The sequence below is a fragment of the Acidimicrobiales bacterium genome, from assembly GCA_041394245.1.
Taxonomy (GTDB): domain Bacteria; phylum Actinomycetota; class Acidimicrobiia; order Acidimicrobiales; family Aldehydirespiratoraceae; genus JAJRXC01.
This window is the reverse complement of the sequence record JAWKIR010000003.1, coordinates 806,758-831,511: the sequence shown is the minus strand read 5'-3', so window position 1 is coordinate 831,511 and position 24,754 is coordinate 806,758. Positions and strand designations below refer to the sequence as shown.

The 24,754-nt window shown below is 68.3% G+C and carries 28 protein-coding genes; 20 read left to right on the top strand and 8 right to left on the bottom strand.

Annotation, left to right across the window (positions count from 1 at the left end; all coding sequences use genetic code 11):
* Nucleotides 1-17: 17 nt before the first annotated feature.
* Nucleotides 18-632 (bottom strand): DsbA family protein, encoded by a 615-nt coding sequence (locus tag R2707_18715; GenBank protein ID MEZ5247127.1) that lies wholly within the window; start codon nucleotides 630-632, stop codon nucleotides 18-20.
* A 117-nt stretch (nucleotides 633-749) separates the two neighbouring features.
* Here R2707_18715 and R2707_18710 point away from each other — a divergent pair, with 117 nt between their 5' ends.
* The 6 genes from R2707_18710 to R2707_18685 are packed head-to-tail and all read left to right on the top strand — an operon-like array spanning nucleotide 750 to nucleotide 6,565.
* Nucleotides 750-2,003, top strand: coding sequence for an FAD/NAD(P)-binding oxidoreductase (locus R2707_18710; protein MEZ5247126.1), 1,254 nt, complete (start codon nucleotides 750-752; stop codon nucleotides 2,001-2,003).
* 28 nt (nucleotides 2,004-2,031) lie between these two features.
* Nucleotides 2,032-2,352 (top strand): TusE/DsrC/DsvC family sulfur relay protein, encoded by a 321-nt coding sequence (locus tag R2707_18705; GenBank protein MEZ5247125.1) that lies wholly within the window; start codon nucleotides 2,032-2,034, stop codon nucleotides 2,350-2,352.
* An 18-nt stretch (nucleotides 2,353-2,370) separates the two neighbouring features.
* Complete coding sequence (locus R2707_18700) at nucleotides 2,371-2,886, top strand: DsrE/DsrF/DrsH-like family protein (GenBank protein ID MEZ5247124.1); 516 nt, start codon at nucleotides 2,371-2,373, stop codon at nucleotides 2,884-2,886.
* Nucleotides 2,887-2,907: 21 nt separating this feature from the next.
* Nucleotides 2,908-4,092 (top strand): cysteine--tRNA ligase, encoded by a 1,185-nt coding sequence (gene cysS / locus R2707_18695; protein ID MEZ5247123.1) that lies wholly within the window; start codon nucleotides 2,908-2,910, stop codon nucleotides 4,090-4,092.
* Entirely contained in the window at nucleotides 4,092-5,468 is a 1,377-nt protein-coding gene (gene cysS / locus R2707_18690) for a cysteine--tRNA ligase (GenBank protein MEZ5247122.1), read from the top strand. The genes cysS (R2707_18695) and cysS (R2707_18690) overlap by 1 nt, the downstream gene beginning before the upstream one ends.
* A gap of 29 nt (nucleotides 5,469-5,497) precedes the next feature.
* Nucleotides 5,498-6,565, top strand: a complete 1,068-nt coding sequence (locus tag R2707_18685; GenBank protein ID MEZ5247121.1) for a serine hydrolase — start codon at nucleotides 5,498-5,500, stop codon at nucleotides 6,563-6,565.
* Here R2707_18685 and R2707_18680 read toward each other — a convergent pair.
* Nucleotides 6,514-7,458 (bottom strand): EamA family transporter, encoded by a 945-nt coding sequence (locus R2707_18680; GenBank protein ID MEZ5247120.1) that lies wholly within the window; start codon nucleotides 7,456-7,458, stop codon nucleotides 6,514-6,516. The two genes, R2707_18685 and R2707_18680, sit on opposite strands and share 52 nt — an antisense overlap.
* A gap of 111 nt (nucleotides 7,459-7,569) precedes the next feature.
* On the opposite strand from R2707_18680, the gene R2707_18675 reads away from it, so the two are divergent.
* Nucleotides 7,570-8,019 (top strand): Lrp/AsnC family transcriptional regulator, encoded by a 450-nt coding sequence (locus tag R2707_18675; GenBank protein ID MEZ5247119.1) that lies wholly within the window; start codon nucleotides 7,570-7,572, stop codon nucleotides 8,017-8,019.
* On the opposite strand, the gene R2707_18670 is transcribed toward R2707_18675, so the two are convergent.
* Nucleotides 8,016-9,545 carry a PQQ-binding-like beta-propeller repeat protein gene (locus tag R2707_18670; protein ID MEZ5247118.1) on the bottom strand — a complete coding sequence of 510 codons (1,530 nt, stop codon included), beginning with the start codon at nucleotides 9,543-9,545 and terminating at the stop codon, nucleotides 8,016-8,018. The genes R2707_18675 and R2707_18670 overlap by 4 nt on opposite strands.
* A gap of 38 nt (nucleotides 9,546-9,583) precedes the next feature.
* Here R2707_18670 and R2707_18665 point away from each other — a divergent pair, with 38 nt between their 5' ends.
* From R2707_18665 to R2707_18645, 5 genes are all read left to right on the top strand, one after another.
* Nucleotides 9,584-10,003 (top strand): DUF983 domain-containing protein, encoded by a 420-nt coding sequence (locus R2707_18665; GenBank protein MEZ5247117.1) that lies wholly within the window; start codon nucleotides 9,584-9,586, stop codon nucleotides 10,001-10,003.
* Between the two features lie 373 nt (nucleotides 10,004-10,376).
* On the top strand, nucleotides 10,377-11,057 hold the full coding sequence (locus R2707_18660; protein MEZ5247116.1) for an HAD family hydrolase: 681 nt from the start codon (nucleotides 10,377-10,379) through the stop codon (nucleotides 11,055-11,057).
* On the top strand, nucleotides 11,054-11,515 hold the full coding sequence (locus R2707_18655; protein MEZ5247115.1) for a DUF3291 domain-containing protein: 462 nt from the start codon (nucleotides 11,054-11,056) through the stop codon (nucleotides 11,513-11,515). Before R2707_18660 ends, R2707_18655 begins: the two co-directional genes overlap by 4 nt.
* A complete protein-coding gene (locus R2707_18650) occupies nucleotides 11,512-11,868 on the top strand; it encodes a DUF4157 domain-containing protein (protein MEZ5247114.1) in 357 nt (118 codons plus the stop codon). Before R2707_18655 ends, R2707_18650 begins: the two co-directional genes overlap by 4 nt.
* Nucleotides 11,869-11,921: 53 nt before the next feature.
* A complete protein-coding gene (locus R2707_18645) occupies nucleotides 11,922-13,367 on the top strand; it encodes an MFS transporter (protein MEZ5247113.1) in 1,446 nt (481 codons plus the stop codon).
* Here R2707_18645 and R2707_18640 read toward each other — a convergent pair.
* Nucleotides 13,361-14,212, bottom strand: a complete 852-nt coding sequence (locus tag R2707_18640; GenBank protein ID MEZ5247112.1) for a 3-hydroxybutyryl-CoA dehydrogenase — start codon at nucleotides 14,210-14,212, stop codon at nucleotides 13,361-13,363. The genes R2707_18645 and R2707_18640 overlap by 7 nt on opposite strands.
* Before the next feature lies 1 nt (nucleotide 14,213).
* Nucleotides 14,214-14,771, bottom strand: coding sequence for a peptidylprolyl isomerase (locus R2707_18635; GenBank protein ID MEZ5247111.1), 558 nt, complete (start codon nucleotides 14,769-14,771; stop codon nucleotides 14,214-14,216).
* A 110-nt stretch (nucleotides 14,772-14,881) separates the two neighbouring features.
* On the opposite strand from R2707_18635, the gene R2707_18630 reads away from it, so the two are divergent.
* Together R2707_18630 and R2707_18625 are read left to right on the top strand one after the other, a co-directional pair.
* Nucleotides 14,882-15,055 (top strand): hypothetical protein, encoded by a 174-nt coding sequence (locus tag R2707_18630; protein MEZ5247110.1) that lies wholly within the window; start codon nucleotides 14,882-14,884, stop codon nucleotides 15,053-15,055.
* Between the two features lie 27 nt (nucleotides 15,056-15,082).
* Complete coding sequence (locus R2707_18625) at nucleotides 15,083-15,691, top strand: MBL fold metallo-hydrolase (GenBank protein MEZ5247109.1); 609 nt, start codon at nucleotides 15,083-15,085, stop codon at nucleotides 15,689-15,691.
* 15 nt (nucleotides 15,692-15,706) lie between these two features.
* On the opposite strand, the gene R2707_18620 is transcribed toward R2707_18625, so the two are convergent.
* Nucleotides 15,707-16,186: a hypothetical protein gene (locus R2707_18620; protein MEZ5247108.1), complete on the bottom strand. Its 480-nt coding sequence runs from the start codon at nucleotides 16,184-16,186 to the stop codon at nucleotides 15,707-15,709.
* 160 nt (nucleotides 16,187-16,346) lie between these two features.
* Between R2707_18620 and R2707_18615 the strand changes: the two genes are divergently transcribed.
* From R2707_18615 to R2707_18595, 5 genes are all read left to right on the top strand, one after another.
* Nucleotides 16,347-16,811: a hypothetical protein gene (locus R2707_18615; GenBank protein ID MEZ5247107.1), complete on the top strand. Its 465-nt coding sequence runs from the start codon at nucleotides 16,347-16,349 to the stop codon at nucleotides 16,809-16,811.
* 109 nt (nucleotides 16,812-16,920) lie between these two features.
* Nucleotides 16,921-18,102 carry an acetyl-CoA C-acyltransferase gene (locus R2707_18610; GenBank protein MEZ5247106.1) on the top strand — a complete coding sequence of 394 codons (1,182 nt, stop codon included), beginning with the start codon at nucleotides 16,921-16,923 and terminating at the stop codon, nucleotides 18,100-18,102.
* Between the two features lie 3 nt (nucleotides 18,103-18,105).
* Nucleotides 18,106-18,744, top strand: coding sequence for a hypothetical protein (locus R2707_18605; protein MEZ5247105.1), 639 nt, complete (start codon nucleotides 18,106-18,108; stop codon nucleotides 18,742-18,744).
* Complete coding sequence (locus R2707_18600; protein ID MEZ5247104.1) at nucleotides 18,741-19,469, top strand: DUF3152 domain-containing protein; 729 nt, start codon at nucleotides 18,741-18,743, stop codon at nucleotides 19,467-19,469. The genes R2707_18605 and R2707_18600 overlap by 4 nt, the downstream gene beginning before the upstream one ends.
* A 102-nt stretch (nucleotides 19,470-19,571) precedes the next feature.
* Nucleotides 19,572-20,507: an SDR family NAD(P)-dependent oxidoreductase gene (locus R2707_18595; protein MEZ5247103.1), complete on the top strand. Its 936-nt coding sequence runs from the start codon at nucleotides 19,572-19,574 to the stop codon at nucleotides 20,505-20,507.
* 94 nt (nucleotides 20,508-20,601) lie between these two features.
* Here the strand turns inward: R2707_18595 and msrA are convergent, their stop codons facing one another.
* Nucleotides 20,602-21,246, bottom strand: coding sequence for a peptide-methionine (S)-S-oxide reductase MsrA (gene msrA, locus R2707_18590; protein MEZ5247102.1), 645 nt, complete (start codon nucleotides 21,244-21,246; stop codon nucleotides 20,602-20,604).
* A gap of 114 nt (nucleotides 21,247-21,360) precedes the next feature.
* On the opposite strand from msrA, the gene R2707_18585 reads away from it, so the two are divergent.
* Nucleotides 21,361-22,131 carry a hypothetical protein gene (locus tag R2707_18585; GenBank protein ID MEZ5247101.1) on the top strand — a complete coding sequence of 257 codons (771 nt, stop codon included), beginning with the start codon at nucleotides 21,361-21,363 and terminating at the stop codon, nucleotides 22,129-22,131.
* Here the strand turns inward: R2707_18585 and R2707_18580 are convergent.
* Complete coding sequence (locus tag R2707_18580) at nucleotides 22,128-24,656, bottom strand: glycoside hydrolase family 3 N-terminal domain-containing protein (GenBank protein ID MEZ5247100.1); 2,529 nt, start codon at nucleotides 24,654-24,656, stop codon at nucleotides 22,128-22,130. The genes R2707_18585 and R2707_18580 overlap by 4 nt on opposite strands.
* Nucleotides 24,657-24,754 lie beyond the last annotated feature (98 nt).

Sequence of the window (24,754 nt, the reverse complement as noted above, 5' to 3'; positions counted from 1 at the left end):
AGACACCCGCTACGGACTCAGCCGACGGCAGCGGCCACGAACCGGGACAGCCCGTCGGGGTCGAAGTGGGCGATGAGCTCGCCCTCGTCGTTGCGGGAGAGATCGAGCGACGGACAGAAGAACTCGGTGTCGCCCACCCAGAAGTCGGGTGACCCGCGCACGCCGCGACGCCGACCCTCGTCGTAGTCGGATTCGACCCCTGGGTCGGGATCGGTCCCGGGCGTCGGCAGCCCGTGGGCGGCGGCGATCTCGGCCAGCACGGCAGGGTCGGAGATGTCGGCTCCCCGCTCGAAGAGGGCGGCCCGTACCGCGAGGGCCACTTCCAGGCCCTTGGCGGTGCCTTCCCGGGCGGCGGCGGCGCAGAGGTTGAGGGCGGGGATCGACGTGGTCGGCCAGGCCGACGGATCGAACCCGGCGAAGTCGTCGACTCCGAGCTGGTCGTGCAGCACGCCGATCTTCATGGCGATGGCCTCGGCATCGAACATCTCGCCGTTGACCCATTCGAGCGGCCATGCCCGAACGACCAGGTCGACATCGGCGCCGAGCTCGTCGAGCTGGGCGACCACCCGCTTCAGGCCGACATGGGTGAACGGGCAGGTGATGTCGGCGAACACCTCGAGACGTCTGCGCATGTACGCCAGATTACGGGCGCCCGAAGTGACCCGCGCAGCCGCGCGTCAAGACGGGACGAAGGACCTTTGTCTCGGCCGATCCAAACGCCGATGCTCAGTGTGAACAGGGAGACACAGATGACCGACACACCACGGCGGCTCGTCATACTCGGTGCCGGAACCGGCGGAACGCTCGCCGCGAACCGGCTCCGCAAGCAGTTTCCGGTCTCGGAGCTGATGATCGACATCGTCGACGAGAACGACACCCACGTGTACCAGCCCGGCCTCCTGTTCGTGCCGTTCGGGCTGGCCAAACCCGATGAGATCGTCCGCCCCCGGGGTGACCAGCTGCACGACGACATCACCTACCACCTGAACCCGGTGGCCAGGGTCGACATCGATGCCAACCGGGTCGAGCTCGGCGATGGGGCCGTCCTCGACTACGACGTCCTCCTCGTTGCCACCGGGACGGTGCTGCAGCCCGAAGAGACCGAGGGCCTCCTCGGCGATGCGTGGATGGACTCGGTCTTCACCTTCTACGACATGGAGGGGGCGACGGCGCTCCACGACGCGCTCGAGAACTTCAGCGAGGGTCGCCTCGTCGTCAACGTCGTCGACATGCCGATCAAGTGCCCCGTAGCCCCGCTCGAGTTCGTCTTCCTCGCAGACTGGTACTTCACCGAGAAGGGCGTCCGCGATGCGATCACCATCGTCTACGCCACCCCGCTCGACGGAGCCTTCACCAAGCCGGTCGCATCCAATGCCCTCGGCTCGTTGCTGGAGGACAAGCACATCGAGATCGTCACCGAGTTCAACACGGGCGAGGTCGACAACGAGAACAAGATGCTGATCGGCTACGACGGCACCGAGGTTCCCTTCGACCTGGCCGTGATCGTGCCCCTGCACGGCGGCGCGCCGTATGTCGCCGAGTCCGGCGACCTCGGCGACGAACTCGGTTTCGTGCCCACGAACAACGCCACGATGCAATCGCTGGTTCGCCCGAACATCTTCGTGCTCGGCGATGCCGCCGACGTGCCGACCTCGAAGGCGGGGTCGGTCACGCACTTCGAAGGTGAGGTGCTCGTCGAGAACATCGCATCGTTCCTCGCCGGCACGCCGCTCGAAGCGAGCTACGACGGGCATGCCAACTGCTTCATCGAGACCGGGTTCTCGAAGGCGCTGCTGATCGACTTCAACTACGAGACCGAGCCGCTTCCGGGCCACTACCCGAGCCGTTTCGGCCTGCCGCTCCTCAAGGAATCCCGCATCAACCACCTGGGCAAGCTCATGTTCCAGTCCTTCTACTGGCACGGCCTGCTCCCCGGCCGCGACATCCCCGGTATCGGCGCGGACATGCCCGATCGCGGGAAGGAACCCGTCGAGACCTCGTGACCCCGAGACGAACGAAAGAGAGAACGAGATGACCATCGCAACACTCGCAGGCGTCGACGTCGAGCTGAACGAAGAAGGCTTCTTCGTCGACCCGGAGCAGTGGACGACCGACATGGTTCCCCAACTCGCCGAGGAATGGGGCATCACCGGCCCGCTCACCGACCAGCACTGGAACGTCATCAACTACATGCGCCAGGAGTACTTCGAGAAGGGAACCGGTCCGACGGTTCGCAAACTCGGCAAGTCGTCCGGTGTGAGCGTCAAGGAGCTGTACCAGCTCTTCCCCGGCGGTCCGGCCAAGTTGGCCGCCCGCATCGCCGGCATCCCGAAGCCCAAAGGCTGCATCTAGACAGGAAAGGTGGCCGTCATGGCGACATTGGCCGAACAGTTCGACACCAAGACCACATCCGAAGGCGAGCCCGAGCCGATCACCAAGGTCTCGATCGTCATCTCCAAGGCCTCCCTCGAGGAGATCTATCCCGGGCTGATCATGGCGAACGGGGCCCGCGCCGAGGGCATGGAGGCGAACGTCTTCTTCACCTTCTTCGGACTCGACGCGATCCACAAGAAGCGTCAGGACCACATCAAGGTCTCGACCGTGGGCAACCCCGGCCTGCACATCCCGACCTGGGCCGGCGGCCTGCCGGGCGTGTCGGCGCTGATGACCAAGTACATGGAGCATCAGATCGAAGCGCTCGACATCCCGTCGATTCCGGACTTCATCGAGATGATCTCCGACACCGGGGCCGGCGTCTACGCCTGCCTGGCGTCGGTCGACCTCTTCAAGCTCGAGCGGGACGACTTCGTCGAGCACGTCGACGACATCATCACCATCGGCGACTTCTACGAGATGGCCGCCGGCGGCCAGATCATCTTCACGTAGCGCGACCGCTACCGTGGCGCCGTGCGTCTCTTCGACACGGCCCGCGCCGAGACCGTCCCGTTCGAACCCGGCGAGGTGGTGTCGATCTACGTCTGCGGCATCACGCCCTACGACTCGACCCACCTGGGCCACGCGAACACCTACGTCACCTACGACCTCTTGATCCGCCGGCTCGAGGATCTCGGCCACACCGTGCGCCTCGTCCGCAACATCACCGACGTCGACGACTCCATTCTCCCGAAGGCACGTGAGCTCGGCATCGACTTCCTGGAGCTGGCGGCGACCGAGACCGCCCGGTTCCATCGCGACATGGTCGCCCTCGACACCCGGCCGGTCGAGGTCGAGCCCCATGCCACCAAGTGGATCGACGAGATGGTCGCGTTGATCGAACGGCTCGAGGCCGGCGGCCACGTGTACGCGGTCGACGGCACCGTCTTCTTCGACGTGGCGACCTTCGAGTCGTTCGGGGCGGTCTCGGGCTACGACGAGGAGACCATGATCGAGTTCGCCCGAGAACGCGGCGGCAACCCCGACGACCCCCGTCAGCGCAACCCGCTCGACTTCATCCTCTGGCAACCCTCACTCGACGACGAGCCGAGCTGGGACTCGCCGTGGGGCGCCGGACGACCGGGTTGGCACATCGAGTGCAGCGCCATGTCGATGGGCATCCTCGGTGAGACGATCGACCTCCACGGTGGGGGCAGCGACCTGATCTTCCCGCACCACGAGTGCGAGCGGGCCCAGAGCGAGGCCGCGACGGGCGCGCCCTTCGTGCGCCACTGGATGCACTGCGGCATGGTCGCCTACGAGGGCACGAAGATGTCGAAGTCGCTCGGCAACCTCGTGTTCGTCAGCGAGCTCTCGAAGACGGCCGACCCGCGGGCGATTCGCCTCGCGCTCATGGGTCACCACTATCGCGACGACTGGGAGTGGTTCGACACCGACATCGACGACGCCTCCACGATGCTCGACGCCCTCGTCACCGCCGCGGCGGCCGGGAGCGGGCCCGACCCGGCGCCCTTCGCCGCACGGGTCCGCGCCGCCCTCGACGACGATCTCGACGCGCCGACGGCGCGGGCCGCGCTCACCGACTTCGCCGCGGCAATAACTGCCGGGGGCGACGACCCGACAGCCCCTACGGTGTTGGCCGAACTCGGCGCCCTGGTCGGCATCCGGCTCGACCGTCCCGCCGCTCCCCTCACATGATGCGCCTCTACGACACCCTCAGCGGAGAGATCCGCCCACTCGAGCTCCGCGACGAGGGCAAGGTCTCGCTCTACGCCTGCGGCCCGACCGTCTACGACCACCCCCACCTCGGCCACGCCCGTCAGGCGATGACCTACGACATCGTCCGCCGCTACCTCGAATGGTGCGGGCTCGAGGTCCACCATGTCGCCAACGTCACCGACATCGACGACAACATCATCAACCGGGCCAACCGGGAGGGCTCGACCGAGCCCGAGGTCGCCGAGGAATGGAAGGCGGTCTACGACGCGGCGATCTTCGATGCGCTCGGCATCCTGCGTCCCCACGACCGACCCCACGCGACCCAGTACGTCGACGAGATGGTCGCGTTCATCCAGACACTGGTCGACAACGGCAGCGCCTACGCCAACGACTCGGGCGTCTACCTGCGTGTGCACTCGGTCGAGGACTACGGCGGGCTCGTGCACCGCAGCCTCGACGATCTCCGCGAGGGTGCCGGAGCCCGCATCGAGATCGACGACAACAAGGAAGACCCACTCGACTTCGCGCTCTGGAAGGCGGCCAAGCCCGGCGAGCCGACCTGGCCCTCGCCCTGGGGCGACGGCCGCCCCGGCTGGCACATCGAGTGCGTCGCCATGAGCCTCGACGTGCTCGGCGACGGCTTCGACCTGCACGGCGGCGGCACCGACCTGGTCTTCCCGCACCACACCAACGAGCGGGCCGAGGCCATCGCGGCCGGGCGTGACTTCGCCCGCCACTGGATGCACAACGCCATGCTCAACATCGGCGGCGAGAAGATGTCGAAGTCCCTCAACAACTTCACGACCGTGCAGGCCCTGCTCGACGAGCATCCACTCAACGCCCGGGCGCTGCGCCTGCTGCTGCTCCAGACCCACTATCGCAAGACGATGGAGATCAACGCCGACGTGATGGCCCAGGCCCGCGGTGCGATCGAACGCCTCGATGCCATGGCCCGCAAGGCCGGTGCCGCCGATCTCGACCTGGCCGATGCCCCACTCGACGACACCGCCGTGGCCGCGTTCCGCGAGGCGATGGACGACGACATGGGCACACCCGAGGCGGTCGCCACGATCTTCGAGACCGTCCGCCGAGCAAATGCCGCCCTCGACGACGGCGATGCAGCAGCGGCCTCGCTGGTCGCCACCGTCATCGACCTTGCCGGCGCGCTCGGTATGACCGTGGGCACCGCGGCGGCAGGCGACGACGACGCCGAGATCGATGCACTCGTCGCCGCCCGTACGGCCGCCCGGGCGGCGAAGGACTTCGCCGAGGCCGACCGCCTCCGCGACGAGATCGCCGCCCGCGGCATCGTCGTGGAGGACACCCCAACCGGGCCGGTGTGGCACCGGTCCTGACCGCGGGCCGGATCGCGTAGCGTCGGACCATGCCGATCATCGACCCTCCGGACCCGCTGCGCCCGCTCCCCGAGCAGCCCGACGATGTGCCCTGGCCGACCACCGAGTGGCCCACCGGGCCGCTGCCCGACAGCGTGGACGCGACCGCCCTCGACGCCCTGCTCGATCGGGCGTTCGGCCCGACGCCCGAGCCGGCGTTCGGCGAGTCGTTCGCGACGATCGTCGTGAAGGCGGGCCGGATCGTCGTCGAGCGCTACGGTCCCGGGGTCGACGACACGACGCCGCTCGGATCGTGGTCGATGGCCAAGTCGGTGACCCATGCGCTGGTCGGCCTGCTGGTCGACGAGGGTCGACTCGATCCGGAAGCGCGCGCCGCCGTACCCGAATGGAGCGATCCTGGCGACCCGCGTCACGAGATCACCCTGCGTCAGCTGCTGCGGATGATCGATGGGCTCGACTTCAACGAGACCTACGCGATCCCCGCCGATGGTGAAGAGGCGGCCTGGTCCCACTGCATCGACATGCTGTTCGGGGCCGGCACCGCCGACCCGGCCGCCTACGCCGCGGCGCGGCCACTCGCACACCCGCCGGGGACCGTCTTCAACTACTCGAGTGGCACGACCAACATCGTCGCCCGCATCGTCGGCGACCTCATCGGTCGCAACGACGATGCCCGCGCCTGGATGCACGAGCGCCTCTTCTCGCGGATCGGTATGCACTCCGCCGACCCACAGTTCGCCGAATCGGGCGACTTCGTCGGCTCCAGCTATCTCAACGCGACGGCCCGCGACTGGGCCCGATTCGGACTCCTGTACCTCCGGGGCGGCCGGTGGGGCGACGAGCAGGTGCTGCCCCGCGACTGGGTGGACGATGCCCGCACGACCCGGGCCCGCGACGAGGACGGGATCGGCTACGGATCACACTGGTGGACGTACCCCGACGACAGAGGACGCTTCTTCGCCAGCGGCTTCGAGATCCAGAGGGTCGCGTGCGTACCGACCAGCGACCTCGTCGTGGTCCGCCTCGGCCGCACACCCGAAGAGGACTACCCGACCCCGAAGGCCTGGTTCGACGAACTGATCACGCTGTTCGACTGAGCGGGCTCGGTCGGAGCACGCACCGTGCGCACCGCGAGCAGGGCGCCCGACAACAGCAGCAGTTCGCCGATCACCAGCGTGAATCCCGGGAGCGATCCCGTGACCAGATGCACGAACACGAACGCGCTCAGGGGTTCGAACACGAGCAGCTGACCGGCCAAGGCGCGCGGCACGTCCACCACCGCCCGGTTCCAGAGGCTGGTCGCCAGCCATGACGGGATCACTGCGAGGAAGACCCCGGCGACGAGCAGTCGGGTCGGGTCTGCCGGCACCCCGCCGATCACACCCAGAACGAGCAGCGGCACCGCGCACAGCCCACTCGCCACACCGACGGCACTCGACCACCGCTCGGGGCCGAGGTCGGGCCGCGCCCGCAGGTGATCGGTGGAGTGGAGCGCGTAGATGCAAAAGCCCGCAACGCCGGCGACGGCGACGAGCAGTCCCAGGAGGAGCATCGGCACGGCACTGTCGTCGGAGGGCCACGAATCGCGGTGGATCACGACATGTGAGGCGGCAGTGAGAACGATCGACGGGGCCAACGGCCGGAGTGCGCTGCCGTCGCGTCGGGCCCCGACCACGGCGTAGACGACCGGGATGGAGCCGACGACGGCAATGGTCGGCCCGGCGCCGGCGAGCGAGATCGCCGTCACCTCGGCGAGGTAGAGGCCGACCGATCCGCCGATGGCATGACCCAACGCCGTGCGCCATGGAATGTCGTGGAACCCGCCCGTGGCCTGGAGTCCGACGACCGCCACCAGTCCGAAGATCGCGAACCGGCTGCCGGTGATCAGCATCGGATTCGCGCCGGGCACGAGCCCCACCACCGCATAGGACGACCCCCAGCACAAGCCGGCGAGCACCAGGGCGGAGACGGGGGACGGAGCGCGACGCATCCGACCACAGTGACGGATCGCGCCCGGCGAATGGGTGCGTTCTCGGCGCATCTGCGCACGTTGCCGCAGGATTACTGCGCTCTATAACCGTTCCATGGCAGACTTCTGCGCATGGACGAGATTGACGAGATCGATCGTCGGATCCTCGACGAGCTGCGGGGCGACGGGCGGATCACCGTGCACGACCTCGCGGCGCGGATCGGACTCTCGGGTTCCCCGACGTTGCGGCGGCTGCGCCGACTCGAGGCCGACGGGGTCATCCGGGGATACTCCGCCGACATCGCCCCCGCCGCGATCGGTCGCGGCCTGAGCGTGTGGGTCACCGCCCGGCTGGCAGTGGGCGACCCCGAGGCCCAGCGCGGATTCGAGGAGGGGCTCCGCGCCATCGCCGCGGTGACCGAGGCCCATCACGTCACCGGCGACGTCGACTATCTCGTTCGCGTCGACGTGGAGGATCTCGACGCGTACGACCATGTCATCCGCAACGAACTTGCGCGACTCCCGGGTCAGGCCCACATCACCAGCTATGTGGTGACGAGCACCGCGATCGAACGTCGCTAGGGCGGATCACCAAGGGCGAAGATCCACCCGGCCCGGGTGCCCACGACGATGCGGCCGTCCCACACCGCAGGGGTGGACTCGATGCAGCCGGGCAGCTCCACCTCCCACAGCAGGGGCGGTTCGACCGTCGTGTCGCTGACATCGAAGCCGCGGATCATCCCGGCGCAGTCGCCCTGGATCCAGACGTCGTCGACGATGACCGGCGACTGCCAGGTCGGGCCGGCCAACTGCTTGGTCCACCGCACCTCACCCGTGTCTCGGTCGAGGCCCAGCACCTTGCCGGTGTCGGTCGGGACGATCAACAGGTCGCGGTGGAGCCCCGGCGTCGCCCACACGCCGGAATCGAGCCGGGGCCGCTCGTCGACTCCCCAGACCAGCGGATCATCGGGCTTGGTGGGATCGAGCTTGATGATCTGCCCGACCTCCTGGCTGCGGCTGTTGCCCCGCTCGTACTCGACCCCTGCGTAGATCATCCCTTCCTCGTCGATGACCAGTGACGCATCGATGTCGTCGCCCGCCCAGTAGCGGAACACCCGCGTCGGTTCGACGCCCTCGTCGAGACCGGAGATGTCCCATCCCTGGACGAGACCGCCCGAGTTGGCGAAGTAGACGACATCGCCGGAGATGGCGACGGAGTTCTCGATCGACACGTTGCCGTCGACGACGCGCAACAGTTCGTCGTCCCATCCCGGTGTGTTGAACACGAGCGATGGATCGACGGTGACCCGACCATCGTCGTCGTAGCCCCGGTTGAGTTTCACGATGTGGAACTGGCTGTTCTCGCCGCCGATGAAGAGGTAGTCGTCGATGACGAGACCGGCCCCGTCCCAGTCGTTGTTCCACTTCGTGGGCGACACGTCGGTCGCGTTCAACGCCCAGAGCTCGCGCGGCTCGTCGCCGTCGAACGCGATCACCCGGTAGAAGTTGTCACGACTGCCCGTGTAGAGGAGCGGATAGCCATCGGGATCGATGGTGACCGACCCCTTGATGATGTCGCCGGTCGGGAAGTCGGGCAGCAGACGGCTGCCGTCGTCGGCGTCGAGGAAGTGGACGTTGCGGCTGTAGGCCCCGACCGCCACCCAGGTCTGTCCGTCTCGCTCGAAGATCGACGGCTGACCGGTCCACCCCGAACCACACCAGTTGATGACCTCGCTCCCGACCGACGAGTTCGAACACATCGCCCCGTCCTCCGGGAACCGCCAGACGACCTCGGGATCAGTCGGGACCGGCCCGGCGCCGTAGAAGGTCCGGGTCGGGTTGCCGCGAAAGGTCAGGATGCCGTCGACGGCGTCACCCCATCGTTGCCCCGACGAGGCCGGATCGACCCAGCCGTCGTAGGGGGGAGCCGTCGTCGTTGTCGTCGTCGACGACGTGCTCGTCGACGTGGAACTCGATGCGGGCGAGTCCAGCGGATCCGAGCCGGGCAGGGCGGCCTCGTGGGCGGAGTCGGGCCAGACGATGGTCGCCACGAGCAGCGCGACAACGGCCGCGAGCCCGATGTTGAGGCGACGAATGACGGTGCTCAAACCACCAGACGCAGCTGACGGACCGTAGGCTCGGGGGTATGGACCGCCCCCCGACCGCCCGCAACGGCATCCTCCTCTGGCGCGGCGTCACCCGCGCGTGCCCGGCGTGCGGAGGGCGTGGCCTTACCCGCCGAGGGGTGAGTCTGCGTGAAGACTGCCCGACGTGCCGGTTTCACTTCGAGCGCAAGGCGGGCCACTTCGTCGGCGCCGTCGGCATGAGCACCATCGCGACGTTCGGCCTGCTCCTCATCACGCTGCTGGTCGGGATCGCCATCATGTGGCCCGACCTCGAGACCCTGCCGCTGCTGCTCCCGATGCTCCCCATCGCCGTGTTCTTTCCGATCCTCGTCCATCCGACGGCCAAGACGCTGTGGGTCGCCATCGATCTCATGATGAACCCGCTCGAGCCCGGTGAGGCCGAGGTCGGAACCAAGGAACGCGCGTCGCAGCAGGGGTGAACGCACCGAGCTGACCGACTCGGGGATGTCGTCGAGTTCGCGCCGCGGCGCCCAGACGACCGATTCGGCCGTCGGCTGCGACGTCGGCTCCAGCGCCGGCTCCGGCTTGGCGGCCGACCCACGGCGGTCCACGAGGGTCCAGCCCGACGGGGGCTTCGACCGTGTCAGGTGCTCCTCGCACAACGGGGTGCCGTAGCGCTCACCGGTGAGGTCGTCGAGCGGCACCACCTCGGCTCGACGGTCGCCGCGCTGCAGGAGCAGCACGCCGGCCCGGGGACGAGAACATCCGGGTCGAGCGCACGAAGCCATGCATCGACCGTACTGGCGGGTTCGAGTCAACCGGTGGACAGGTGATGGTTACGATCCCTTCCTGATGATCGTTGCTTTCGACGCCGATGACACCCTCTGGCACAACGAGGACCTGTTCGATTCGACCCACCGGGCGTTCGAGGATCTGCTCTCGCCGTGGGCACCGGCCGATGTCGTCGACGCTCGCCTCTACGACATCGAGATGCGCAACCTCGCCCGCTACGGCTATGGCGCGAAGGCGTTCATGCTGTCGATGACCGAGACCGCGATCGACGTGTCCGACGGCGCCATCTCGGGCACCGACATCGGCCGCATCATCGAGCTCGGTCACACGATCCTCGATCGCCCGACCGAGCTGCTCGACGGCGTCGTCGACGTGCTCGACGCACTCGCCCACCACACCCTCATGCTCATCACCAAGGGCGACCTCTACGCCCAGCACGCGCGGATCGCGGAGAGCGGACTCGCCGACCGGTTCTGGCGGATCGAGGTCGTCGCCCAGAAGAACGTGGCCACCTACGCGCACCTGCTCGAGGTCCACCAGGTTCCCGTTCGCGACTTCGTGATGGTCGGCAACTCGCTCCCGTCCGATGTGCTCCCGGTCGTCGAACTCGGCGCACGTGCGGTGCACGTCCCCTACCAGATCACCTGGGCCCACGAGGCCCACCACGAATCTCACGACCACGAGTACCCCACGCTCGACCACCTCCGCGATCTCCCCCCGCTGCTGGAGGCGTGGTCATGACCGGCTGGCACCTGGCCCAGCTCAACGTCGGAGTCCTGCGCGCCCCGATCGAGCACCCGGACTCCGCCGGATTCGCCGACAACCTCGACCCTGTCAACGCGCTCGCCGAGGCTGCGCCGGGGTTCGTGTGGCGGCTCCAGGACGACAGCGGCAACGCCACCGCATTCGCGCGTGACGGCGATCCGCTCCGGATCCTCAACCTTTCGGTGTGGGAATCGGTCCGGTCGCTGAAGGACTTCACCTATGCGACGGGTCATGTCGACTACATGCGCCGGCGGCTCGAGTGGTTCGAGCCACGCGACGGCGCCCATCTCGTCCTGTGGTGGATCCCGGCAGGCCACGAACCGACGATCGAGGAGGCCGAAGCGCGGCTCGCCGCGCTCGTGGCGAACGGCCCGAGCCGCGACGCCTTCACCTTCCTGTTGACCTTCCCGCCGCCCGACGAGACACCACGGTGAGACGGCTCGAGGGTCCGGAACTGGAGCACTACGGCCTCGATCCCGCACTGGCCGAGCGCGTCCGAATCCTGCGGGTGCCGTTCCTCGCTCCCGGGAGCGCAGGCATGACCATCGGTCGCTTCGTACTCCTGACGTCGGATGTCGATCGCACCGGTGAACGCGAACTCCTCGCGCACGAACTCGTCCATGTCCGCCAGTACGCGGCGGTCGGTCTCGTCCCGTTCCTGGCCCGTTACATCCGCGACTATCTCCGGGGCCTGGTGCGGCTGCGGAACCATCGGCAGGCCTATCTCGCCATTCCGGCCGAGGTGGAAGCGCGGGCCGAGGCGCGGGCCTGGAAGCGTCGACGGTGACGCTCGTCATACGACGGCGTCGCTGACGCGACAGCCATCTACCCTCCACTCCGATGAGCTTTCTCGATCCCCCGGACCGGCAGTTCTCGCCGCGGGTGATCCAGCTCGTGGCCCTGATCGGCGTGGCCGCCTCGTCGTTCACGATCACGGTCCTGTCGGCCGCGCTGCCCGACATCGCCGACGACCTCGATTCGTCCACCAGCACGATCACATGGGTCATCGCCGGTCCCCTCCTCGCCTTCGCCGTGTTCACGCCGATGGCAGGGAAGCTCGGCGATCTCTACGGCCACCGGCGCATGTATCTCATCGGCTTCAGCGCCGCGGCCGCGATGTCGTTCGTGACCGCGGCCGCGCCCAACGCCGCCTTCCTCATCGGCGCCCGCATCCTGGCCCAGGCGTTCTCGTCCTCCACCGGTCCCTCCGCCCTCGCCATCATGATGAAGGCGTTCCCCGACGACGAACGGACCTCGGTCGCCGGTGTGTGGAGCGCCGTGCTGGCGGCCTCGCCGGCGCTTGGCGTGGTGATCGGCGGGCCCCTCGTCGATGCGACCAGCTGGCGCACGCTCTTCATCATCCAGGGCATCGGCATGATCGTGGCCGTCATCGCGTCGCAACGGGTGCTGCCCGAGAGCGAGCGCCGCGACGACCTGACCTTCGATCTCCTCGGCGGCGTGTTCCTGGCCATCGGTATCGCCGCCGTACTGGTGCCACTCAACCGGGCCGGCTCGTTCGGGTGGGACCACCCGCTGATCTGGGGAGGGCTCTCGTTCGCCCCGGTGGCCTTCGGCCTCTTCGTGTGGTGGGAGCGGCGCACACCCCATCCACTGATCGAGCTGCCGGTCCTGGCGGAGCGCAATGTCTCGCTCCCGCTGGTGAGCCAGCTGTTCCTGAACGGCCCCTACATGGCCGGTCTGGTGCTCACCTCGCTGATGCTCGGCGCCGACAGCACCTTCGCCTACAGCACCACCGCCATCTCCCTGCTGATCCTTCCCCGCCCGATCATGTTCGCAGCCGGCGCCTGGCTCGCCGACCGCCTCGTCAACAAGCTGGGTGGACGCATCGTCGTCATCCTCGGCTGCGTCGGGATCGCGCTGGGCCTCGCCCTCATCGGGATCGGCGCGGTCGAGGGATGGGTGGGTCTCGTGGTCTCCGGCGTCGCGATCGCGGGTACCGGCAGCGGCATCGCACGACCGCCGATCATCGCCGCGCTCACCGAGGCGGTCGGAGAGCACGACATGGGTGTGGGTACCGGCATGCTCAACATGACCGGTCAGATCGGCGCCGCGGCGGGCATCAGCCTGCTGTCGGCGCTCGTCACCGAGGAATCGTCACCCGCGCGGTTCCTGTTCGTCTTCGTCATCGCCGCCGTGGTGGCCGTCGTCGCCATCGCCACCGCCGGCGCGATCAGGTTCCCCGACGCGCCGAGCCCGGCGAAGGCGACACCGTCGCCATCCGCTCCCTATTCGGCCACCATCGACAGTCGTCGCTGGCGTCAGTAGTCGTAGAAGCCGGTGCCGGTCTTGCGACCGAGCTGCCCGGCGCTGACCATCCGACGGAGCAGCGGGGGCGGCGCGAGGAAGCGCTCCTGGTACTCGGCGTGCAGCGACTCGGCCGCCGACAACAGCACGTCGAGCCCGATCATGTCGGACAGTGTGAGCGGTCCCATCGGGTGCCCGGCGCCGAGCTTCATCGCCTCGTCGATGTCGTCGGCCGACGCGTGACCGGCCTCGAACATGGCGATGGCCTGGCACAGGAACGGCACGAGGAGGGCGTTGACCACGAACCCGGCGCGGTCCTTGCAGACGACGACCCGCTTGCCGAGCACGTCGCTCGCGAAGGTCGATGCCGCTTCGAGCACCTCGGGGGAAGTCCGCTGTGTCTCGATCACCTCGACGAGTTGCATGACGGGGGCAGGGTTGAAGAAGTGGATGCCGCAGACCGACTCCGGCCGGCCGGTGGCCATCGCGATGTCGATGATCGGGATCGACGACGTGTTGGTGGCGATCACGACGCCGGCAGGGAGCACCGCGTCGAGTTCACGGAAGATCGCGAGCTTGAGTTCGAGGATCTCCGGTGCGGCCTCGATGACCATCTGGCAGCCGCTGAGATCGCCGAGATCGGTGGTCCAGGTGATCGCCGCCAGGGCATCGTCGCGGGCCGCGGCGTCGAGCTTGCCGCGATCGACCGCCTTGGCCAGCGACCCCTCGACCCGGGCCCTGCCGGCATCGACCGCTTCCGGGCTGATGTCGCGAGCGACGACCGACACGCCGGCCTTGACCGCGACCTCGATGATGCCGCTCCCCATGGCACCGGCGCCGACGATGCCGAGCGTGTCGATCGCCATCTCAGTCGGCCTCGTCGATGGTGACGGACTGGATCACCACGTCGGTGGTGGGACGGTCGCTGCGATCGGTGTCGACCTTTTGCATCTCGTCGACGACCTCGAGGCCCTTCACGACCTTGCCGAACAGCGAGTACTGGGGCGGGAGGCCGACGCCACTCGCGCCCGAGACGATGAAGAACTGGCTACCGTTGGTGTCGGGGCCGGCGTTGGCCATCGCCAACGACCCGATCTCGTAGCGGCCGGGGGCCGGGAGCTCGTCCTCGAAGCGATAGCCCGGACCGCCACGACCGGTCCCGGTCGGGTCGCCACCCTGACACATGAAGCCGTTGATGATGCGATGGAAGATGATGCCGTCGTAGTAGTGGTAGCGGGCGAGGGTCACGAAGTTGTTGACCGTCTTCGGAGCCGTCGACGCGTCGAGCGCGATGACCAGCTGCCCGAGGCTCGTCTCCATGGTCGCCGTGTAGCGCTTCGAGGGGTCGATGCACATCTCCGGCGCCTCGGCGAACTCACGCTGCTGGGGGCTCGAACCGTCGGCGTTGGGGCATGGGGTGGCCATGGATATTCCTCTCCTCGTGCCGGCCGACACTCGCGGCGGACCCGGAAAGGGTACGGCGGTGACACGGGGATCACCCCGTCGGCGTTTCCCCGGTGCATAGGGTGATTCGCGTGCAGGAGATGATCGCATCCCACGGCACCGTCGCCGGGCCCGAGCACCCATTGCGCTGCCCGCGCTGCGACGTGGCGTGGCGCGGCGTCGAAGGCGACGCGTGCTGGGTGTGCGGCGACCCCGGCCAGCCCCGCGGCGAGGTCCGCTTCGTCGAGGACGAACCGGCGGCCTGAGACCATCCGGGTCGCTACGATCGTTCCATGACTCTTCACTGGAGCGACAGCAGCACCGAGGTGCACCGACTGGTCGTCGGGCCGATGGACAACAACGTGTTCGTCATCCGCTGCCGGGAGTCCGGAGAAGCGGTACTGCTCGACGCGGCGAACGAGCACGAGCGCCTCCTCGAGCTCTGCCAGGCCCTCGATGTGCGCACCGTGCTCGAGACCCACGGCCACTGGGATCACATCCAGGCGGTTCCGGCGATCCGCGATGCCGGCTATCGCGTGGGAATCACCGCCGAAGACGCCGAGATGCTCCCGAGCTACGACTACCTCCTCGAGGACGAGTCCGTGATCGAGATCGGTCGGTTGCGCATCCACACCCACCACACACCCGGGCACACCCCCGGGTCCATGTCGTTCAGCGTCGAGGGCACCCCGTTGCTCTTCACCGGCGACACGCTGTTCCCCGGCGGCCCGGGAGCCACCGGCTACGACGGCGGGGACTTCGCAACCATCCTGCGCAGCATCGAGGATCGGATGTTCCGGGTGTTCGATGCCGACACGCTGGTGCTCCCTGGGCATGGCAACGACACCACGATCGGTGCCGAGGCGCCGTCACTCGACGAGTGGGCCGCCCGCGGCTGGTGACGACCGGGCGGCGACTCAGCCCTCGATCCACATCCCGTCGAACGACTCGTCCTCGGCAACGGTGACCCGGGCGAACGACCGCAGATCGATCGTGCGGATCCCGCCCCAACCTTCGGTCTGCAGCACGCCGTCGGCGCTGATCCGCACTCCCGTGTCGTAGGTGGACGAGAAATAGGCCGTGAAGCCCGCGACCATCACCGCCGGGATCACCCCGAGGCCGAGGATGTCGGTCGCGGAGTCGGGCGCCAGGAACGCGGCGACCGCAGCCAGCATCGCGACGACCACCCCGACTCCCACGGCGAGCCGCGCCACCGCCCGCCCGCGGTTCGAGTAGCCACGCTCGAGCACGAACAGCTCCCCGTCGCCGCTCCCGTCGCGCGCCGCACGGATGGCGGTCCGCAGCTCCTTTTGCCGCGCACTCGGGATGTTGCGGACCCGGACGACGTCCTTCGCCGCGTTCTTGCGGCCGACCTCGTGCCAGCAGTTGATGCGCATGCGTGCATGGTCGCACACGCGAGATCGCCCGAACTCGACTGGGTCTCCTGATCCAAGTTGATAGACCGAACGGCCCGATCTCGCGAAGTACCGACGACACCACGCCGACAACATCGCCACCAAGGTCCATCGGGGGCCGGTACGCCGAGCGGAGACGACGATGAGCACACGTGACCAGATCGAACAAGCACTGCGCAGCACCCTCGAACCGGGGGAACGGGTCGAGGCGTTCCGACCGGTGGTCGCCGGCGGCAAGGTCGAGGATCGTGCCTATGAGACGACCCTCGCCCTGCTCGGTCCGTCCGTCTTCAGCTCGGCCTCCCAGGGAGCGATGACCGGCGAGGGCGCCATGCCGAATCGCACGAACCTCGTGGTCGTCACCGATCGCCGGGTCCTCTGGTGCAACAAGGGCCGGATGGGCAGCGACATCGCCGTCGGCGGCTCCGATTCGCTCGGCGCGCTGCACCAGGTCGACGTCATCCCGGCTCGGATCGCTCTCGCCAAGCTCCGCTTCACGTTCGCCGACTGGTCGGTCGTGCAGTTCGACCTGCCGTCGGACCATCGAGCCGCCGACTTCGCCAACGACATCATGAAGCTCCTGCTGCGGGTTCCCGCCGTCGCCTGAGTCGCACCCCGGAACCGACCGACGCCCACCCTTCGGGGTGGGCGTTCTTCGTGCGACCACCTTGCAGACCGATACTCTCGCGGCCACGCCCGAACGACAGGAGTTCACCGTGGCCGAGACCGTCATCCTCACCGGCGCCCGCACACCGATCGGCAGATTCAACGGTGGCCTCTCGGGGTTCAGCGGTACCGCCCTCGGGGGCCTGGCCATCGCCGAAGCCCTCCGTCGCGCCGGCATCGACGGCGACCGGGTCGACTACGCCTACATGGGGCAGGTGGTGCAGGCCGCCGCCGGCCAGGTGCCCGCCCGTCAGGCCGCGTTCGCCGGCGGGATCCCGTTGACGGTTCCGTCGACCGGCCTCAACAAGGCCTGCCCGTCGGGGCTCAACGCGATCCAGCAGGCCCACCGCATGATCGCGCTCGGAGAAGCCGAGATCGTCGTCGCCGGCGGCATGGAATCGATGACCCAGGCGCCCTATCTGCTCGTGAACGGCCGCAGCGGCTACGGCTACGGCAACGCCACGCTGCCCGACGCTCTCACCTACGACGGCCTCTACTGCTCCTTCGAGCAGGAACTCATGGGGGCCGGAACGGAGCGCCACGCGGCCGAGGCCGGTATCGGCCGCGACGCGATGGATGCCGTCTCCGCCGCCTCACACGATCGAGCCGCCCGGGCCCAGAAGGACGGCCTCTTCGACGACGAGATCGTTCCCGTCGAGATCCCTCAGCGCAAGGGAGATCTCATCGTGTTGAAGGACGACGAGGGCATCCGGGTCGGCACCACGGCCGAGTCACTCGGCGCCCTCCGCGCCGCCTTCGCCGAGGGCGGCAACGTGACCGCCGGCAATGCGTCGCAGCTGTCCGACGGCGGCGCCGCCGTGGTGGTCACCACGAAGTCGGTGGCCGACGAGCTCGGTGTCGAACCGCTGGCCGAGATCATCGACTACGCGGAGATCGCCGGCCCCGACACCTCGCTGCTCACCCAACCGAGCCGGGCGACCGCCCGGGCCCTCGAGCGGGCGGGGATGCAGCTCGGCGACGTCGACCTCTTCGAGTTCAACGAGGCGTTCGCGGCCGTGTCCATCGCGTCGATGGCCGACCTCGGGCTGCCCGACGACGTGGTCAACGTCAACGGCGGCGCGATCGCCCTCGGCCACCCCATCGGCATGAGCGGCACCCGCCTCGCCATCACCCTCGCCTACGAGTTGAAGCGCCGGGGTGGCGGCATCGGCGCCGCCGCGTTGTGCGGTGGCGGTGGCCAGGGCGACGCCATGTTGATCCGCGTGCGCTGAGCCGTGCGCACGGTCCGCGATCTCGACCGCGTCACGTTCGTGAGCGCCAAGACCATCCGCGCGGACGAGCGAACGAACTGGGAGACCTGGCTCACCGGCCACGCCACCGCTCACGACGGAGGGCTCTGGCGGCTGCTCGATCCCGGGCCCGCCGGTCGCCCCGGAGCCGGCCACAGTCATGTGATCCACCTACCCGGTGGCCGCACCGATCACTTCGACGAGGCGACGGCGAATGCGCGCCGCGATGGCCGGGCCGCCGGTCATGCCGAAATCCGACGCGACGAGTGGTCACGCGCCGGCGACGGCATCGCCCGCGAATCCGACGGCGAGGTCACCGGCCTCATCGTCGCCGAGGTCCTCTGCATCGATCCGACCCGCGTCGACGAGTGGGACGAGTGGTACGACACACAGCACCTCCCCGACATGATGGCGAGCGGTGCCTTCGCGGCCGGCTCGCGCTGGCGCCGGACCGACGCCCGGACGGGTTCGGCCAACCACCTGACCATCTACGAGATCGCCGGCGGATCCGTCGACGAGGCAGTCGAGCGATCGGCCGCCGTCATGCCCAACTTGATCGCCCAGGGACGCAAGCACGAATGCCACGCGGGCGGACTCACCTGGGCCCTCGACGCGGTCGGATGACCCGACCCCGGGCGCTCGTGATCGCGCTGGCCCTGGTGGTCGCCGCGTGCGGGTCATCCGACCTCGCGATCGCCCCGGCGACGACGCGGCCACCCGCCACCACCGCATCCACGGCACCGCCGACCTCGGAGCCGCCATCGACCAGCACGTCCACGACCAGTACGTCCACGACCAGCACCTCCACGACCAGCACCTCCACGACCAGTACCTCCACGACCGTGGCAACGCCGCCGAGTTTGTCGATCGACGGTTCGCCGATGGTGCGCTTCTCCGTCGACGTGGGCGAGGGCGTCGACGTGGACCGTGACGAGTTCGCCCGGTTCGTCGTCGAGACACTGGGCGATGCGCGCAGCTGGGTCGGCCGCGGCGCCGGCTTCGAGCTGCTCGACGAGGGCGGCGACTTCACCATGATCGTCGCCCTGCCCGACGACGTCGACCGCATGTGCGCGCCGTTGCAGACCAACGGCCGGTACTCGTGCGCCCGCAACGGATGGATCGCGTTCAACTCGCTCCGCTGGTTCGGCGCAACCGACGACTGGCCGTCGGACCTCGAGACCTACCGTCGGTACCTCGTCAATCACGAGGTCGGCCACTACATCGTCGGCCCCGCCCACGAGGAGTGTCCCGGCGACGGGGAGATCGCCCCGGTGATGATGCAACAGACCAAGGGACTCGACGGATGTGTGGCAAACGGATGGGTCGATCCCGATGCCTCGACGGGATGACACACCGGAGTAGCCGTTTGCGGTTCCCCGTGGCACGCTAACGATCGTTCACTTGTCACGATCCTGCCCTTTCCCGGCAGCCACCACCCCGGAGGGGTACCAATGAGCAAGCTTCTCGAGGGCAAGGTCGCCCTCATCACCGGCGCCGGCCGAGGCATCGGCCGCGAACACGCCCTCATGATGGCCGAGCACGGCGCCGCCGTGGTCGTCAACGACCTCGGCGGCGACATCCACGGTGAGGGCGGCGACGCCACCCCGGCCCAGGAAGTCGTGGCCGAGATCGAGGCCATGGGCGGCAAGGCCGTGGTCAACGGGGGCAACGTCGCCAAGTTCGACGAGGCCAAGGCCATGATCGACCAGGCGATCGACACGTTCGGCGACATCAACATCGTGGTCAACAACGCCGGCATCCTGCGCGACCGCATGCTCTTCTCGATGACCGAAGAGGACTGGGACGCCATCATGGCCGTTCACCTCAAGGGCACGTTCGGCCCCGCCCACCACGCCGCCGTCCACTGGCGGGCCAAGGCCAAGGCGGGCGAAGAGGTCTACGGGCGCATCATCAACACCGCGTCGCCCTCCGGCATCTACGGCAACGTCGGACAGACCAACTACGGCGCCGCCAAGGCCGGTATCGCCGCGTTCTCGATCATTGCCGCCCAGGAGCTGGTCAAGTACGGCGTGACCGTCAACTGTCTCGCTCCGACCGCCGTGTCGCGTCTCACCCTCCCGCTCATGGGCGGCGAGGAGAACCTGACCGACGAGATGAAGGAGGCCATGTCGCCTCGCTGGATCTCCGTCGTCACCACCTGGCTGGCGAGCCCCGAGGGTGCCAACGTCACCGGTCGCGTGTTCGACGTCCGCGGACCCAAGCTCGGCATCGCCGAGGGCTGGCACCTCGGACCGGTCGAGACCCAGACCGACGACCCCTCCGATCTCGGTCCGGTCATGGCGAAGCTGATGGGCGCGGCCCGGCTCAACGCCAACATGAACGGCACCGACCACGAAGGTCCCGGCTTCCCCGGCAAGACCATCTGATCCACCCCATTCCCCCGCAAATCAAGGCGAGTTGACCCGATCTTCGGTGGTCAACTCGCCTTGATTTCGTTTTAGGGGTTGGGGGGAGGGTCGGCTAGGAGTCGGTGAGGTCGTAGCGGACCTGGCAGTGGCCGTGGTTGCAATAGCCGCCGGGGTTCCGGTGGAGATACTGCTGGTGGTAGGGCTCGGCGAAATAGAACGTCGGGGCGTCGACGATCGTGGTCTCGATGTCGCCGAACCCGTTGCGGCTGAGGGCATCTTGGTACTTGGCCCTGCTCGCCTCGGCCGCATCGCGCTGCTCCTCGGAGAACACGTAGATCTCGCTGCGGTACTGGGTGCCGATGTCGTTGTGCTGGCGCATGAACTGGGTCGGGTCGTGGACCTCCCAGAACACCTTCAGCAGGGCCTCGTAGGAGACGATCTCGGGGTCGAACACGACCAACGCGACCTCGTTGTGACCCGTCCGACCCGTGCAGACCTCTTCGTAGAGCGGATTCGGGGTGTAGCCGCCGGCGTAGCCGACCGCCGTCGTGTAGACCCCGTCGAGATCCCAGAAGAACTTCTCTGCCCCCCAGAAGCACCCGAGACCGAACAGGGCGGTCTCCATTCCGTCCGGGTACGGGCCGACGAGCGGCGTTCCCAGGACGAGATGCGCATCGGGCACAGGCACCGGATCGGGCCGACCCGGCAACGCGTCGGCGGGATCGGGCATCTCTTGCTTGTCACGTCCGAACAACATGGCTGCCACTCCTCAGGGCTTGCGACAGTGCCTTCTCGCACCTGCCATCTCAGCAGGAAACGCTGCGTACCTCCCATTCGTTCCCGCCCCGGCTGGCCCGCTATCTTCCCGTCGGTGACCGATCTCCCCATGCAGCCGCGCTCCCTGCCCTCGCAGATGGGTTCCCATCTACGACATGTCGACGACTCGGTCGAATGCTGGCTGCAGGTCTCTCCCGAGATCTGCTCGCACGGCATGGCGCTCGGATCGACACTCGTCATGCTGGTCGACGTGGGGGGCGGCTTCGCGGCCGAGATGGCCTCCGGCGACGACTGGAGCTTCACCGTCGACATCGGCATTCGCCGCACTCCCGTGGCGACCGAGAGGATCAACGGAACTCCGGCGGTACAGCGGGCCGGCCGCACGATCTCGATCGACTTCCCCATGGTCGACGACCACGGCGACGCGACCGCCACGGGCGTGTCGACCTTCATCCGTCTTCCCCGCCGCCCGCAGGACCCGCCGCGGCCCAATTTCCCGTCGGACTCCATGTCGGTCTGGCATCCACCGGACGCCCCCCTGGCCGAACTGCTCGCCCCCCTGGCGACCGTCCGCGGACTCGAAGTCGACAAGCGCCCGGAGCTCCTCAATCCGGCCGGCATCCTGCAGGGTGGCGTCGCCGCGCTCTTGGCCGAGTTGGCGGCCCAGCGCCACCTCGAAGCCGCTTCCGGCCACGACCTCGTGACCACCAGTTTCGACGTGCGCTACGTGACCATGGGACGGGTCGGACCCTTCGAGGCGGTCGTCGAACCCATCGGGCAGCACATCGCCGTCGTCAAGGTCGTCGATCGTGGTGCCGACGACGCCGTGGTCACCCACAACCTCATCGGCTTCGTCGCGGTCTAGCGATCGAGCAGCGCGGGCTCGCCCTCGAGCGTGACCACCACATCCCCCGCGAACTCCCGCGACGAACGGCCGACCACGACCCGGTAGCGGCCCGGGTCGACGTACCAACCCGGGGTGGCCCGGTGCAGCGCGTCGCCGTGGGCGGGAACGGGCATGCCGGACTGCAGCTCGTCCCAGATCGGATCGCCGACGTCGAAGTAGGCGAACGCCCTGGCGTCGAGTTCGAGTGTCACCGTCTCCGTTGCGCCGGGTTCCAGCATGATCTTGCGGAAGGCCTTCAGCTCTCGCACGGGCCGGATGAGTGCCGGATCGATCGGCTCGACGTAGACCTGCACGACCTCGGACCCGGCCCGGTCGCCCGTGTTGGTCACGTCGACGGCCACCGAGATCGTGTCGCCCGTGGCGGCAAGGGTCGCCGCCCGTGGCGCACCGATCGAGAACGAGGTGTAGCCCAGCCCGAATCCGAACGGGACGGCAGGCTCGATCGCCATCGCGTCGTGGAAGCGGTGGCCGGTGAAGAGCCCCTCGCCGTAGCGCACGATGCTGTTGTCGCCCGGATAGTTCGGGTACGCACCGAAGTGTTCGTAGCGCGCCCCGACCGTCGTGGGGGCCCGCCCGCTGGGCTCGACGTCGCCGAGGAGCATGTCGACCAGCGCGTCGCCGAGTTCCTGACCGCCGAACCCGACGCTGAGCACCGCTGCCGGTTCGTCGATCCAGCTCAGGTCGTGGGGTGCACCGACGTTCACGACGACGATGGTCCGCGGATTCGCCGCGCACACCCGTGAGATCAGCTCGGGCTGGTCGCCGGGAAGCTCCCACAGGTCGCGGTCGCGTCCTTCCGTCTCCCAGTCGTCGTTGGTGCCGACCACGACGATGGCGACATCGCTCCCGGCGGCGAGCGCCTCGGCCCGGGCGAGGAGATCCTCCTCGACGAGGGCGACGACACCCACCGTGAACCCGCCGAGGAGCACGGCATCGCGGTTCGAGTACTCGGTCACGACCTCGACGGGAGTGCCCGCGGTCAACTCGACCGTGCCCGGGATCTCGTCGCTGCCGAACCCGAAGTACGCGGTACCCGACGGAATCTCGCCCTCGGTCGCATCGATGACCACCTCTCCGTCGACCAGCACCCGCGCCCGGCCGCACTGGATCAGGCGGAACTCGTGCGGACCGGAGACGGTGGGAACGACCGTGCACGTCGCCCGGATCGAGAAGGCTTCGGCGGACACCCCCGGCGCCGGCGCACCGAAGGCAAGCGTCTCGAGCGAGGACCGCTCGTGCGTGCAGACAGGATCGCCGGCGAAGTCCTGGCCGTCGAAGAAGTCGAGCGTGACGCTTCCATCGACCAGCGGGCGACTGAGTGGCGGAGTCGTTCGATCGATGTCGCTGCCCTTCTCCCAGGAGACCTCGACATCGGGAAGGCGGGCCGTCAGCGCGTCGAGCGGCGAGGTCGCCCGGTAGGCGTTGACCTTGGCCGAGCCCCCACCCATGACCTTGGCGTTGAGCGCGTTGGGCCCGATCATCGCGATCTTGGTCAGGCCGGCCGGGTCGAGCGGCAGGATGCCATCGTTGCGCAGGAGCACGGAGCCGGCGGCAGCAGCGGCGCGAATGGTGGCACGGTCCTCGGGACGGTCGAGCGTCCCTTCGGTGAAGTCGCCGTCGCCGTCGAGGGCGCCGGTGCGTTCCATCGTGCGCAGCACGTCGAGCACGATCCGATCGAGCGCGTCGACGCTCACCTCACCGGATTCGACTGCGGCCGCAAGCGCCGGGCCGTAGAACCGACCCTCCCCCGGCATCTCGAGGCTGAGCCCGGCGTTGGCCATGTCAGCAGTCGATCGAGCAGCGAACCAGTCGGTGACCACGAAGCCGTCGAAGCCCCATTCGTCGCGCAGGACGGTGGTGAGCAGCCATTCGTGTTCGGAACAGAACGTCCCGTTCAGCCGGTTGTAGGCGCTCATGACCCCCCACGCATCGCCGTCCTTGACGGCGTGCTCGAAGGGCACCAGGTAGACCTCGCGCAGCGTCCGCTCGTCGACCTGCGTGTCGATCGAGTTGCGCTCGAACTCGGAGTCGTTGGCCACGAAGTGCTTGGCCGTCGTCGCCACTCCCTTGGATTGCACGCCACGCACGAACGCGGCGGCCAGTCGGCCGGTGAGGATCGGATCCTCGCTGTAGCACTCGAAGTTGCGGCCCCCCTTGGGCGAACGGTGCAGGTTGATGGTGGGAGCGAGAAGCACATGGGCCTTCTTCGCGACGGCCTCGTCGCCGAGGATCTCACCGAGACGTTCCACCAACTCGGGGTCCCAGGTCGCGCCGAGCGCCGAGCCGGACGGGATGCACGCGGTCTGCGCTCCGGTACCCATGAGGCCGTCGCCCCGTGCACCGTTGGGTCCGTCGGTCACCTTCATCTTCGGGATGCCCAGCCGCTCGTTGGGACGCGTGTGCCACATGTCGAGCCCGGTCACGGCCGCGACTTTCTCGTCGAGAGTCATGTCGGCCACCAGCTGCAAGATGCGTTCACTCATGGGCGGCAGCCTCGCACCCCGAAGGCGGGATCGCTAGCCACACACGACCAGGCCCTGACGACTCGTCAGAACGCGCGGCCGACCCATACGATGGCGGG